13 protein-coding genes and 1 pseudogene are annotated in these 13,361 nt (G+C 58.7%); 4 read left to right on the forward strand and 10 right to left on the reverse strand.

Going from position 1 to position 13,361, the window contains the following annotated elements; translation table 11 throughout:
* Positions 1-40: 40 nt before the first annotated feature.
* From K5D32_RS03135 to K5D32_RS03155, 5 genes are all read right to left on the reverse strand, one after another.
* The gene (locus K5D32_RS03135) at positions 41-2,446 is read right to left on the reverse strand and encodes a TonB-dependent siderophore receptor (protein WP_221599221.1); all 2,406 of its coding nucleotides are present in this window, start codon (positions 2,444-2,446) and stop codon (positions 41-43) included.
* 81 nt (positions 2,447-2,527) lie between these two features.
* On the reverse strand, positions 2,528-3,466 hold the full coding sequence (locus K5D32_RS03140; RefSeq protein ID WP_221599222.1) for a FecR family protein: 939 nt from the start codon (positions 3,464-3,466) through the stop codon (positions 2,528-2,530).
* A complete protein-coding gene (locus K5D32_RS03145; protein WP_221599223.1) occupies positions 3,463-3,993 on the reverse strand; it encodes a sigma-70 family RNA polymerase sigma factor in 531 nt (176 codons plus the stop codon). The genes K5D32_RS03140 and K5D32_RS03145 overlap by 4 nt, the downstream gene beginning before the upstream one ends.
* Positions 3,994-4,138: 145 nt before the next feature.
* A complete protein-coding gene (locus K5D32_RS03150) occupies positions 4,139-4,624 on the reverse strand; it encodes a GNAT family N-acetyltransferase (RefSeq protein ID WP_221555571.1) in 486 nt (161 codons plus the stop codon).
* Positions 4,625-4,662: 38 nt separating this feature from the next.
* Positions 4,663-5,061 carry a hypothetical protein gene (locus K5D32_RS03155; protein ID WP_221555573.1) on the reverse strand — a complete coding sequence of 133 codons (399 nt, stop codon included), beginning with the start codon at positions 5,059-5,061 and terminating at the stop codon, positions 4,663-4,665.
* Positions 5,062-5,228: 167 nt separating this feature from the next.
* Here K5D32_RS03155 and K5D32_RS03160 point away from each other — a divergent pair, with 167 nt between their 5' ends.
* The gene (locus K5D32_RS03160; RefSeq protein WP_221555574.1) at positions 5,229-6,350 is read left to right on the forward strand and encodes an MBL fold metallo-hydrolase; all 1,122 of its coding nucleotides are present in this window, start codon (positions 5,229-5,231) and stop codon (positions 6,348-6,350) included.
* A gap of 1 nt (position 6,351) precedes the next feature.
* Here the strand turns inward: K5D32_RS03160 and K5D32_RS03165 are convergent.
* Positions 6,352-6,543, reverse strand: a pseudogene (locus K5D32_RS03165) (LysR substrate-binding domain-containing protein); the annotation flags it as partial.
* An 80-nt stretch (positions 6,544-6,623) separates the two neighbouring features.
* Here K5D32_RS03165 and K5D32_RS03170 point away from each other — a divergent pair.
* Together K5D32_RS03170 and K5D32_RS03175 are read left to right on the forward strand one after the other, a co-directional pair.
* Positions 6,624-7,853: an MFS transporter gene (locus K5D32_RS03170; protein ID WP_409339069.1), complete on the forward strand. Its 1,230-nt coding sequence runs from the start codon at positions 6,624-6,626 to the stop codon at positions 7,851-7,853.
* A gap of 218 nt (positions 7,854-8,071) precedes the next feature.
* Entirely contained in the window at positions 8,072-8,485 is a 414-nt protein-coding gene (locus K5D32_RS03175; RefSeq protein ID WP_221575817.1) for a cyclophilin-like fold protein, read from the forward strand.
* 135 nt (positions 8,486-8,620) lie between these two features.
* Here K5D32_RS03175 and K5D32_RS03180 read toward each other — a convergent pair whose 3' ends face one another.
* The 4 genes from K5D32_RS03180 to K5D32_RS03195 form a co-directional block, all read right to left on the reverse strand.
* Entirely contained in the window at positions 8,621-8,761 is a 141-nt protein-coding gene (locus tag K5D32_RS03180) for a DUF2256 domain-containing protein (protein ID WP_221555580.1), read from the reverse strand.
* Positions 8,758-10,296, reverse strand: coding sequence for a cryptochrome/photolyase family protein (locus tag K5D32_RS03185; RefSeq protein ID WP_221599224.1), 1,539 nt, complete (start codon positions 10,294-10,296; stop codon positions 8,758-8,760). The genes K5D32_RS03180 and K5D32_RS03185 overlap by 4 nt, the downstream gene beginning before the upstream one ends.
* Positions 10,293-10,703 carry a thiol-disulfide oxidoreductase DCC family protein gene (locus K5D32_RS03190; RefSeq protein ID WP_221555583.1) on the reverse strand — a complete coding sequence of 137 codons (411 nt, stop codon included), beginning with the start codon at positions 10,701-10,703 and terminating at the stop codon, positions 10,293-10,295. The genes K5D32_RS03185 and K5D32_RS03190 overlap by 4 nt, the downstream gene beginning before the upstream one ends.
* Before the next feature lie 311 nt (positions 10,704-11,014).
* Positions 11,015-11,929, reverse strand: a complete 915-nt coding sequence (locus K5D32_RS03195) for a LysR substrate-binding domain-containing protein (protein WP_260407142.1) — start codon at positions 11,927-11,929, stop codon at positions 11,015-11,017.
* A gap of 311 nt (positions 11,930-12,240) precedes the next feature.
* Here K5D32_RS03195 and K5D32_RS03200 point away from each other — a divergent pair, with 311 nt between their 5' ends.
* The gene (locus K5D32_RS03200; protein WP_221575805.1) at positions 12,241-13,263 is read left to right on the forward strand and encodes a zinc-dependent alcohol dehydrogenase family protein; all 1,023 of its coding nucleotides are present in this window, start codon (positions 12,241-12,243) and stop codon (positions 13,261-13,263) included.
* Positions 13,264-13,361: the final 98 nt, after the last annotated feature.

A 13,361-nucleotide genomic window follows, 5' to 3' on the forward strand; every position in this document is an offset into this window, starting at 1 on the left:
CTTCACATCTCGCGTAGGAGCGAATTCATTCGGGAAGAGATCACCACCGATAACTGACAGCCCCCACCAGGCTGCGAGTATCGCCATACCGGCATGAATTGGCGCAGTACAGATATTTCTCGTTGGTGAGGTTCTGTGCCTTGGCGCTGATTTGCCAGTTGTCGTCCAGGTCATAGCTGATCCGGGCGTCGAACAGAGCGTATGCCGGGATCTTGCGATCCGTGACGCTGGGCGTGGTGTGGGTGGTGCCGACGTAACGCACGCCGCTGCCGACTGACAAACCTTGCAGGCCCGCCGAGGCGAAGCGGTAATCCAGCCACAGCGAAGCATTGTGATAAGGCGTGCCTTCGATGCGTGATCCTTCGAGCACTTCATCGTTGTCCTTGATGATATGGGCGTCGGTGTAGGCGTAGGCAGCGTTCATGGCCAGTTGCGGGGTCAGTTGAGCCTTGGCTTCCACTTCAAAACCGGTGCTGCGTTCCTTGCCGGTCTGCTCGTCGAAGTCCGAGCCTGCAATGGAGGTGATGACGTTACTCTGGGTCAACTGGTAGACCGCCGCGCTGATCATCATCTCGCGACCCGGAGGCTGGTAGCGGATACCGATTTCATACTGCTCGCCCTCGGTGGGCAGGAAGGCATCGCCATTGGCATCGGTGCCGGAAGAGGGCAGGAAGGACTGGCTGTAGCTGATATAGGGTGCCAGACCGTTTTCAGCCAGGTAGACCAGGCCGATGCGCCCGGTGGCCTTGCTGTCGTCGGTGCTGCTGCGCGAGTCGTTGCGGTAGTTGCGGGTGCTGTTGTCGGCCCAGTCCTGACGCATGCCGATCATCAGCAGCCAGCGATCATCGAGCTTCAGTTGTTCCTGCAGGTAAATGCCGAGCTGATGGCTGTGCAGGTCCGAGCCGCTGTCGATGTTGCGGTTCACGTTTGGCAGGTTGCCATAGACCGGGGTGGCAAGGTCAAGTGCCGGTGCGCTGCCGCTGAAACGATGGCTGTCGTAGGTCTTGCGGTAGTAGTCCAGGCCGCCCAGCAGGGTATGTTTCCAGCGCCCGCTTTCCAGATCCAGTTGCAGGCTGCTGTCGCTGGTCCAGCCGGTGGCAATGTCTTCGCGTGAGTTGTAGGTGCGCGACAGGCTCGACAGGTTAGCGCCGCTGATCCGGCTGTTGTTCAGGGTGATGTAGTCATAGTCGGAGCGTGACTCGAAATAGCGGGCGGCGTGACGCAGTTGCAGGTTGTCGTTCAGGCGCTGCTCGAACAGATAGCCGAAGGTCTGCAAGGTGCCGTCGTAATCATCGAAGTCCGGCTCGCTCGCAAACAGGTCATAGGGCACTTTGTAGCCCGGCGTTGAGCTAAAGGTGGTGATGTCATAGCGCATGGGCGGCGTCAGGGTGGTCTGGGTGCGCTGATGGCTGGCGAGCAGGGTCAGGCGGCTGTCGTCGTTGATCTGCCAGGTCAGCGCGGGGGCGATGTAGTGTTTGTCATCGTCGATGGCGTCGTACTGGGTGCCGCTGTCACGCACCAGGGCTGTAAGGCGATAGCTGAAGCGACCTTCTTCATCGAGGCGTCCGCTATGATCGGTGGAGAGTTGCTGCCGGTCATGGTTGCCGTATTCCAGATTGATTTCATGCAGCGGGTCGAGTGTCGGCCGTTTACTGATGGTGTTGATCAGCCCGCCGGGTGCCAGTTGGCCATAGAGCACCGATGATGCGCCCTTGAGCACCTCCACACGCTCAAGGCCATAAGGCTCCTGGCCTCCTTCAAACTGGGTGCTTTGCATTTTCATGCCGTCGCGCATCACGCCACCCGTGCGCGGGCCGATATCGAAACCGCGCATGCGGTAGTCGTCGGCCACGCGGCTGTAGCCGTTCGGCTGGCTGATCACGCTGGTGTTGTAGTTGAGTGCATCGGCGAGGCTGTCGTGCTTGCGCGCTTGCATTTCTTCACGGGTGATCACCGACACCGACTGGGGGATTTCCAGCAGGGACGTGTCGGTCTTGCTCACGGTCGCGCTGCGTTGCGCGACCCAGCTGTGTGCCGGTCCCCAGGCGTCCTGTTCGTGGCTGGCCGCACTCACATTGATATCCGAAAGCTCCATGGCCGAAGTCTCGGGGCGCGGCTCGATGCTCAAGGTGCCGCTGGGCGTGATGCTCAATTGCAGGGGCAAACCGCGCAGTACTTCGCTCACGGCCTGCTCGACGCTGTAGCGACCGCGCAATGGCTTCGCCGTCAGGCCGCGAGTCAGGGTGGCATTGAAGGCAATGTTGCGCCCGCTTTGGCGAGCGATGCTGGTCAGGGTTGTATCCAGAGGGCCGGCTGGCAGGTCCAGATCCATGAGTTGCTGGCGGGCTGTCGAGGGCTGGGCCGCGCCATCGGCCGCGCTCTCCAGGGTGGTGAACGCCAGGGCAAATGCCAGCGGTGTCAGGGTCAAGCGCAGTGGTCGGTGCATGGCAGCATTTCCCGTTTGGGTAGTCGATGCCAGCTATGTGACGCGAGCGGCCTGGAAATTAAGGGGGTATGAAAAATATTTTCAGCGCAGGCTGATGTGCGTCCACCAGCCGAAGCGTTTTTCGACCTTGACTGGCAGTACTTCCTGCAATGAACGCAAGGTCTGGTCAGTGTCATCCAGGGTGAAGACGCCAGTGACCCGCAACGCGGCGGCATCCGGATCGATACGTAACAGGCCCGGGTGATAGTTCTGCAAGGCTTCGATGATACCGGCCAGTGACTGGTCATGCACTTCCAGCAAGCCCTCTTTCCAGGCGTTTTCACTCGACAGACGCGGGTCCAGTGGGTGAATGCGCCCGCCATGCAGTCGAGCGCCCTGGCCAGGACCAAGCGTTTGAGTCGCACCGCCGGGCGTCGTGAGTTGCACGCGGGATTCCTGTACCCAGACATGCGTACCCTGTTCGTGCAGGCTGACCGTAAAGCGTGTGCCCAAAGCTCTGGCTTCGCCGAAGGCGGTGCGAATGACCAAGGGGCGCTGCGGGTCTGAAGCGACCTGAATGCTGAGAGCGCCTTCATGCAGAATGAGGGTGCGTTGCCGCTCATCGAAAGCCATATCCACACGGCTTTTGGCATTGAGCAAGAGTTGGCTGCCATCCTCCAGAGAGAAGGGGCGCCGCTCGGCCAGCCCGGTGTAGAGATCCCCGCGACTCCATGGCAGCAGCCCGTTGCGTTGCAGCCACCAGCCGCCGATGCCCAAACCGGTCAGCCCCAATGCGCCGCGCAGCCATTGACGGCGGGTTTGCCCGGACTGGTTCAGGACCTGGCGCGACAATGGCGGAAGCCCGGTGAATGCTTGCCCGACACGCTGCTCAAGCTGAGCCCAGGCATCGCGATTGTCCTGGCTGGTCTGTAGCCATTGCTGAAAGCGCTGACGTTGCGTGTTGCTGATAGTGCCGGAGCGTTGCAGGGCCAGCCACTCGATGGCTTCGGCGACAGAGGGCGACAGTTGCTGGCTGCTCATTGTTGCTCCAGCGCCAGGTAGCAAAGGCCCAATGCCTTGACGATGTATTGATGAACCCGTGGTGCGGAGATGCCCAGAGTACGGCCGATTTCGGCATAGGTCATGCCGTCGAGCTGGCTATACAGAAAGGCGCTGCGGCCTATGGGCGACAAGCCATCCAGTATCTGATCGAGGGTGCTCAGGGCTTCCAGTGCCTGTACCTGTTCTTCGGCAGAAGGTTCGTAGCCCTGAGGCTGCTGGGCCAGCACTTCCAGATAGGCTCGCTCCAGATCCCGGCGTCGCCATGAGGCAAAGATCAGCCGTTTGGCGATGGTGGTCAGCAGCGCCCGCGGTTCACGAATGGCCTGAGGTTCGGGCAGGGCGACCACTTGGGCGAAGGTTTCAGCCGCCATGTCCGCCGCATCGTGATGGCAACCCAGACGAGCACGCAATCGCTCCTGCAACCAGCCATGATGGTCGCCGAACAACTGTTGCAGAACACGGTTACGCACGCTCAAGCGTCGGACATCGGGAGAGATGGGCGGCATGTCACTAAAGTTAATGAAAATTATTATCAAATGATGCCGATTCGCTGCATTGATTGCAACAAACGGCTATCGTTCGAGAGGTGAGCAAGCCTTTGATTGCAAAGCCCGACATTGCGTCGGGCCTGATTCCAGCGTGATAACGAGGTTATTCGTCACCCTTGGCAAAACTCAGCAGCGCGTCGCCTTCCATGCGATACCTCACCCACTCGTCCTGAGGTGCCGCACCCAGTGCCTTGTAGAACTTGATGGCCGGTTCATTCCAGTCCAGCACGCTCCACTCGAAGCGTCCGCATTCATTGGCGACGGCTTCACGGGCAATGTGACGCAACAGTGCGCGTCCGGCACCGATGCTGCGGTTTTCCGGCGACACGTACAGGTCCTCAAGGTAAATACCGTTGCGGCCCAGCCAGGTGGAATAACTGTAGAAATACACGGCGAAACCCACCGGCTTGTCGTCATACAGGCAGATCAGGGCCTTGGCAGGTGCATTGTCGGCGAACAGCGAGCGGTGAATGTCTTCGACCGTGGCAATCACTTCATGGCGGGCGCGTTCATAGATGGCCAGTTCAGTGATGAAGGCAAGGATCTGGCTGGCGTCGTCGGGGCGGGCAGGGCGAATTTCGAGCGGCACAACGATTCTTCCTTATTGGTATGAGCCGGCATCATAGCTCAGGCATCACGCAACAAGTCATGGGCGTTGAGCAGTTCCCAGGCGATTTCCGGGCGATTTTCCAGGCCACGGCGAATGGCCGCCGGAATCGACTGGCGAGTCTTGCGGCACAGGCCGGTCTTTTCGGGGACAGAGATGCTGATACCACGCATGGTGCGCACCTCATTGAAACCCGGCGCGATCTCCACGCGGATGCCCAACTGGTCGTGAATCTTGCCCTGCAAGCGCTCAAGGTCGCCGAGGCTTTCGATACGCTCCAGCCGCTCAAGCAGGCGTTTTTCTTCTTCACGGGTCAGAAGCAGAATGCGCCGATCTGCATCGGGAGCGTCCAGCCGTTCGCGCTCGCAGATACAAGCACCGGGCGGGCAGGGGTTGCGGATCGGAGGCGAGGTGTTCATGGGCGCAGCATAGCCATTCGCGAGTGCTTCTGGCCATAGGTGGCACAGCCTTCTGTCGAGCGTCATTGCTGAACCTCATTCATAACCGTATCAAGTAATAGGGTCTGGTTGGATACTCGTTCTCCCCCTAACATCGCTGGCAATTTTTGAATGTGGCCAGAGCCAAGATGAGAAAAATCCTGTTGCGAACATTGGCTGTGCTCACGGCTATCGTTGCCGTGCTGGTTGCAGCGGTCTTCCTCTATATGCGTCAGCCGGTTTTCGGCCAGTTGCCGCAGGGCGAGCGGCTTGCCCGTATTCAGGCATCGCCGAACTACGTGAACGGAGCCTTTCAAAACCAGGAGGACACGCCCTTCCTGACCAATGGTGCTACCCAGTTGTCGATCCGCATCGATAATTTTTTCGCGGAGAAGGGCAAGCCTCGGCCTGCCCATGATATTCCCACGCAAAAAACCGACCTGCGCGCCCTGAACCCGCAGGATGATCTGGTTCTGTGGCTCGGCCATTCCTCGTGGTATGTGCAACTGAACGGCAAGCGCATCCTGATCGACCCTGTTTTCAGTGATCATGCTGCTCCTTTGCCCGGATTCGTTACAGCGTTTGATGGCACGACTATCTATTCGGCCCAGGACATGCCATGGATCGATGTACTACTGATCACTCACGACCATTACGATCACATCGATTACCCGACGGTTCTTGCCCTCAAGCCTCTGGTCAAGCAGGTGGTTACCGGACTGGGCATCGGTGCGCATTTCGAGTCCTGGGGATATGACGCGGCCCGGATTCACGAGCTGGACTGGTATGACAGTCATGAAGTCGGCGAGGGCCTGCGGCTGCATGCGACACCTGCGCGGCATTATTCGGGGCGCACATTGACCCGCAATCAGGCGTTATGGGCCGGTTTTGTACTGGAGTCACCGCAGCGGCGACTGTTCTTCAGTGGAGACTCCGGCTATGGCAGCCACTTTGCCGAGATCGGCAAGCGCTTCGGGCCGTTCGACTGGGTGTCCCTCGACAGCGGCCAGTACGACCAGCGCTGGGCGCATCTGCACATGAACCCCGAAGAGGCTGCTCAAGCTGCTGTCGATCTGGGCACCCGCGTATTGACTCCCGGACATGTGGGACGCTTCTCCCTCGCGTCCCATGACTGGAACGATCCTTTCCGGCGCCTGACTACAGCCAGCGAAGGGCGCGGCTATGCCCTGTGGACACCGATGATCGGCCAACCCGTCCATGTCGACGGCAGGGCTCAGTCCTTCGAGTCCTGGTGGAACCGCGTCGACTGAATCAACCCTGATACCTGACCGCCTCTACAAATGCAGTAAAGGCCGAAGAGGCCTGGCGGCGATTGGGGTAATACAGGTGAAAGCCCTGAAAGTAAGGACACCAGTCAGCCTGTACTTCCTTTAGCTGACCGCTTTCCAGATAGGGCTTGGCCATGAAGTCGGAAACATAGGCCAGGCCAATGCCATCCATTGATTTTCGGTGCGTGTCGACAGCACGCTCCGGCGCAGTCGCTGACTGCGGTTACAAGCATCAGTCTCAACAGGTAGAAAACCGTGAATACACTGGAAACCCGCTCAGAGCGGCAAACGCTCCATGGCCATCCTCCGGCATGGGGAGCCGTATTTTCAATGGCGCTCTGTGTCGTTGTACTCATTGCATCGGAATTCATGCCGGTCAGCCTTCTAACGCCGATTGCCCAGGACCTTGGAATCAGCCAGGGCCAGGCCGGCCAGGCGATTTCGATTTCCGGCTTTTTTGCTGTTCTTACCAGCCTTTTGAACACGCCGCTGACCGGGCGATTCGATCGCAGGAAAGTGCTGCTGGGCTTCAGCCTGCTGCTGGTGATTTCTGGCGCAATTGTTACCTGGGCGCATAACGGCATGCTCTTCATGACCGGGCGTGCCTTGCTGGGTATCGCGATTGGCGGTTTCTGGTCCATGTCGACTGCGACCGTCATGCGACTGGTGCCCAAGGACTCCGTTGCAAAAGGTCTGGCCCTCATCAATGGCGGCAACGCGCTGGCCGCCACCGTTGCTGCGCCATTGGGCAGCTATCTCGGGCAATTCATCGGGTGGCGAGGCTCGTTTTTCCTCGTGGTACCACTGGCCGTACTTGCATTCATCTGGCAATGGCTGAGCATTCCCGCGATGCGCAGTGAAGCGACGACTCGCTCCAGCAATCCTTTCCGTCTGCTGGGTAATCCCCAGGTCGCGCTCGGGATGCTGGCAATCATGCTGCTGTTCATGGGGCAGTTCGCGGTCTTCACTTACCTGCGCCCGTTTCTGGAAGTCATCACCGGCGTGAGCGTCACGACACTGTCGTTCATGCTTCTGCTGCTCGGAGCGAGCGGCGTCGTTGGCACCTACTTGATTGGCACACTGCTGCAAACCCGCATGTATGCCTACCTCATCGCCATTCCACTGGCGATGGCTGTTCTCGCTGCACTGCTGATCGAGATGGGCAGCTCAATGTGGGCAGTGGGAATCCTGCTCGCGGTATGGGGCCTGGTTGCCACGCCGGCTCCTGTGGCGTGGGGGCTGTGGCTGAGCAAGACCCTGCCTGACGATGCCGAGGCGGGAGGCGGCCTGATGGTCGCTACCATTCAAATGGCGATCACTGCCGGGGCAGGGCTTGGAGGCACGCTGTTCGACAGCCTGGGCTGGTGGAGTCCGTTTGCCCTGGGGGTGGTGGTCCTGCTCGCGTCTTCAGCGTTTGCGTGGGCGGCGTTGGGGCAGGCGAGTCGGCAGGAAGGTATCGATGGGGACGTCATGTCGAGCCGGTAATTGAGGGCCGGTATGCCTTTTTGCTGCCGGTGCTGTCCAGGAAAATCAAAAGAAATTGTTCAACATGATTCATGTCTGTATTCAGTCTTGAGCCATACGAAAATTAAATTATCGCCCTATAGTCGCCTTCAATAATGCAGCCCATCCTGCTTCTTGCAAACGAATCTGAAGTAACGGGTGGGTTGAGGTTTTTCATGCATATCTGAAGGAGAACCTGTATGGGCCCTCTTTTTTTAATTGCCGGTACGCTGGCCCTTACATTTACCGCAGGTACCGTCTTGGCTCAGGAACAGATTTCGATCCACTCAGAATGGGGTAATGTGACGGCCACTCTGAACGACAACGAAGCTACGCGGGCGCTTTTAAAGCAACTGCCCGTTACCATAGAAATGAGTGACCACCTGCGACAAGAGAAGACGGGCGATCTTCCGGCTGGCCTGCCGGAATCTTCTCGTCAGCGAGATTTCTCTACAGGCACCTTGGGGCTTTGGGGGCCAGACCACTTTGTTATCTACTACCGTAGCGGTCGAGTCCCTCTGCCTGGAATCGTGATACTTGGAAAGGTCGAGGGCGATGTGTCGATATTTGACAGGCCTGGCCCGATCAAGGTGCTGGTAGAGCGAGTTAAATAGCCGTCGGGTGTTTTTGCGGTGCGAAATTGACGCCTTGTTCCGCATCAGTGAGCGCCACATTGGAATTGAACGAGGAGACTGGCCCGGCTTCCTCGGCAATCGCGGCGCTGGAGCAAACGCCATTGATGGTCCTTTTTAGCGCTTGGAAAGTCTGCTGCGCCTGCAGCGCTCCGAGCAATAGCGCACGTCCTCCCAGCAACGAGCCCATTTCTTGCGCCATGCGAAAGGCAGGCCGCACGTCATGCAGGTTTTAACGGGGAGCGTGCTCTTGTTCAAAATGAACCCCCTTCATCTAATCGGGTGAGCAGCAATTGACCGCGCTGCCAAAGCGCCTCTTGTCTGGATTCAGGCATGCGGTCGAGGTTTTTGTAAATCATGCCCATGCGATGATTGCCGCGCAGACGGTCGCTGTGACGCATCAAAAAGTGCCAATAAAGCGAGTTGAAAGGACAAGCATCCTCAGTGGTGCTTTCGCTCACCTTGTAGGCGCAGCCGCGGCAGTAGTCGGACATCCGCTTGATGTATTGGCCACTCGCACAGTAAGGCTTGGAACCCAGGTAACCGCCATCGGCGTGCATGACCATGCCCAGTGTGTTGGGAAGCTCCACCCAGTCGAAGGCGTCCATGTAGATTGCCAGATACCACTCACAGACCTGGCTCGGTGCAATACCGGCGAGAAGCGCAAAGTTACCGGTCACCATCAGCCGCTGGATATGGTGAGCGTAGGCATGCTCAAGGCTTTGGCTGATAGCTTGACGCATGCAGTTCATCTTCGTTTCGCCTGTCCAGTAGAATTCTGGCAGCGACCTCGTGTTACCGAACACATTGCCATCGGCATAGTCAGGCATCTTCAGCCAGTAGACACCCCGCACGTACTCTCGCCAGCCGATCAGTTGGCGAATGAAGCCTTCGGCAGCATTGAGCGCAATGCTGCCCGACCAGTAGGCTGACTCCACATCGCTGCATAGCTGACGAAGGTCGAGCAGGCCAATATTCAGTGCAGCGCTGATACGGGCGTGGAAGAGAAACGGTTCATCGCTCGCCATGGCATCCTGATAGTCGCCGAAGGCAGCCAGGCCCCAGTCGAGGAAGTACTCCCACAACGCCTGAGCCTGCGCATGAGTGACCGGATAGTCGAACGTTTCTAGGGTGCCATAGTGTGTGGCGAAGTGTCTGGACACCAACTCAAGCACTTCCAGAGTGATTGCATCCGGCGCGAAACGGGCTGGCGCAGGGGGCCGCACGCCCTTGGGCAATGCCTTGCGGTTTTCTGCATCAAAGTTCCAGGCACCACCGACCGGGCTGCCATCGCCATTGAGCAATAACCCGCTCTTGCGCCTCATTTCTCGATAAAAGAACTCCATGCGAAGCTGCTTTTTGCCCTGCGCCCAGTTACAAAACTCGGTGCGTGTGCACAGAAAGCGACTATCGCAATGCCACTTGATCGCTAAGCCACTGTCTTTGAGAGACTGTTCCAGGCGCCAGTCGCCGCACTCGGTGATGTGTATCTCATCGGGCTGCATGAGTGTCTGCCAACGGTGCAACTCGTTGGGCACCGACCCGGTATTTTCCGGGTCATCAAGCGCCACGTACTGCACTCGGATTCCGCGCTGGCGCAGGGCTTCTGCGAAATGGCGCATGGCGCTGAAGATCAGGGTGATTTTTTGCGGGTGATGGGGGACATGGCTGGCTTCCTCCATGACCTCGACCATGAGCACCGTATCGCTATGGATATCCATGCCCTGCAGTGAGGCGAGATCGAAAGACAGCTGATCCCCCAGGACCAGGCACAACCGGTTGGATGTCTTCATCGCGAGCAACTGTCATCGCGGCAACGGCGGCTGCCATCGGGATGAGGCAGCCATGCCAGATAAGGACGCGAGCGGCAAAACAAGCGATACCCGAGATTAAGCAGCGGCCTGGCTAGCCGCCACGATAATGGCGCAGCCCAGACGCCGAGACCGGCGGCTCGCCAGCTCCAGAGCGTCGCGTCCAGGCCTGTGACCCAGGTTCCGTCGTCGAACCTGGCGTGCAGTGATGACGTCATCTGCTCAAGCGTAAACCCCAGAGCGTTTGCGTCGAACGCATCCGCGCTGATGTCAATGAATTGAAGGCGATCTGCGGTGGCTCGTGTACGTAGAAGCTTGATTTCGCGGGCGCAGAGCGGGCAATCACCGTCAAAATAAAGCGTCAGTGGCCACTGTTCTTTCTTGTACAATGACGAGTACCTTGTATAAGTTTTTTACAAGATATTCTTAAAAGGCCTCACTGGCAACGGGCGATGATCCTGGCTGTGGGTCTGGTTTTTTTGCAATGCCTGCTTGGCCGTTCTGAGATTGGCATTCAGGTTGGATTATCCAAGGTATTCCACGAACACCAAAGAGCGCACCGATTCTGCAGCGTTGGCCAAGCAGTTTTTCAAGTAACTTCCCGAGATTTGGCAGGGCTGGGTCAGTGAAGCGGCGGCCAGAAAGGCACCGGATTTGACGGCTACAGCGCTTGATAAGCCCTGCGCTGCTCCGGTTTGATTCAGAGACTGTCAGGATCGCCAAAAAACATCTGAATCCGCGACCTCAACCACCGCTCCCCCGGATCATTATCCTGCGCCCCGCGCCAGGCCATGTGCAGTTCAAACGTCTGGGTTTCAATGGGCAGATCCTCTGATCGAACCCCGCCAGCCGCCGTCAGCACCTGTGCGGCGTAGTCCGGGACGGTGGCGATGATGTCGGTGCCGGTCAGGAGGGTGGCCAGGCCGTTGAACTGCGGGACGGCCAGGACGACGTGGCGCTTGCGGCCTACTGCTTCCAGATATTCATCGATGAAACCGCTCAGGTCGCCTGCAAATGACACCAGGGCGTGAGGGCGTGAGCAGAAGTCGTCCAGAGAAAGGGCACCGGGGATCGAGTCGGCACGCAGCAGTTGCGGCTTGCTTCTGCGCAATACCTTGCGTTTGGCGTTGGCGGGCAGGTCCTGGGTGTAGCTGACGCCCACGGAAATTTCGCCAGAGGCCAGCAGGGCTGGCATCAGGATGTAGTTGACGCGCCGGACCACCAGCACGATGCCGGGTGCTTCGGAGCGCAGGCGTTTGAGCAGGGTCGGCAGCAGGGCGAACTCCACGTCATCGGACAGGCCGATGCGGAAGACGTTGGTGCTGGTGGCCGGGTCGAACTCCGATGCCCGGCTGACCGCGGTGGAAATCGAGTCCAGCGCCGGGGACAGGAGGGCGAAGATTTCCGTGGCGCGGGCGGTCGGCTCCATGCTGCGGCCGGTGCGCACGAACAGCGGGTCGTCGAACAGGCCGCGCAGGCGCGAGAGGGCTGCGCTGATTGCCGGTTGCCCGAGAAACAGTTTTTCGGCCGCGCGGGTCACGCTTCTTTCATGCATCAGGGTTTCGAAAACGATGAGCAGATTGAGGTCAACGCGACGCAGGTCGTTGCGATTCATGCGGAGTTTCTCGGGCCATTTGTCGATTTGGTGCTTTGAGAGGCTGCGATAGTACGAGCAAACGCTGATGGCGCGCATCGAAAAATTTCGTGGCGCTGTCTTAAATGTCCACACAGGTTGCAATGTTTCGTCGACATGCCAACAATGGCCGCCCATGAATGCATGGGCCTTCAGGGAGTGTCAGGCGTTGTCGCCCGGCCCATGAGGCACAATCGATGACAGGCATGTCGACTATTAATAGCCACTGATAGTGTTGTCGGCAGAGCCCGGATAGAGTTCACGGCATCAAGGTATACAAGGCGAGGTTCTAAATGTCCCGCACGATCCGTTTTCACCAGTTTGGCCCGGCCGAGGTGCTCAAGGTCGAAGAGCATCCCGACGCGCTGCCTGCACCCGGTGAGGTGCAAGTGCGTGTCCAGGCAATCGGTGTCAGTTGGTATGACGTTCTCTGGCGGCAAAATCTTGCTTCCACCCAGGCGCGTCTGCCTGCTGGCCTTGGCTATGAAATGGCCGGTGTCGTAACCGCTCTGGGTGATGGCGTCAGCGATCTGGCCTTGGGCGACAAGGTCGCCAGCTTTCCGGCTGCCGATGCCAACAGGCATCCGGTCTATGGCGAGTCCATCGTATTGCCGCGCTCGGCATTGACCCGTTATCCCGATGTATTGACGCCTATCGAAGCCAGTGTGCATTACACGCCGTTGCTGATTGCCTATTTCGCGTATGTCGATCTGGCGCGGGTCAAGGCAGGGCAGACCGTGCTGGTCACCGATGCCAGTCATTGTGCCGGTCCATGCTTTGTCCAGCTTGGCAAGGCGCTGGGCGCTCGGGTTATCGCGGCGACCAAGACCGACGATGCGCGTGATTATCTGTTGGCTCAAGGCGCTGACAAGGTGGTGGTCACCGAGGAGCAGGATTTGCTGATGGCCATCAACAAGTACACCGACAATCGCGGCGTCGATGCTGTGTTCGACGGCCTTGGCGGCCCACAGATGTCGATGATGGGCGATGTACTGGCTCCGCGTGGAAGCCTGGTGTTGTATGGCCTGCAAGGTGGCAACCAGACGCCGTTCCCGGCCTGTGCGGCTTTTCAGAAGAACATCCAGTTCTTCGTGCACTGCCTGGGTAACTTCACCGGCAAGCCCGAGTTGGGCATAGTTCCTGACACCGAGGCCTTGCAGCGTGCCTTGCGCGATATCAACCAGTTGACGGCTGACCGGGTGCTGGTGCCGCTACAGACGCGCAACTTCCCGTTTGAGCAAGTGGTCCAGGCTCACCGCTACATGGATGCTTGCCCGATTGGCGGACGTGCCGTGCTGGAAATCACTCAGGCCTAGTTTGTCACCAGTCTGTTAAGTCTTACTTGAAGCCTTCCTTTTCAGGAGGGCTTTTTTATACGTGAAAGTGGGTGGGCTTGTACTGCAAGGCAGGCATC

Source organism: Pseudomonas cichorii (assembly GCF_019719005.1).
In the GTDB taxonomy this organism is placed as follows: Bacteria; Pseudomonadota; Gammaproteobacteria; order Pseudomonadales; family Pseudomonadaceae; genus Aquipseudomonas; species Aquipseudomonas cichorii_E.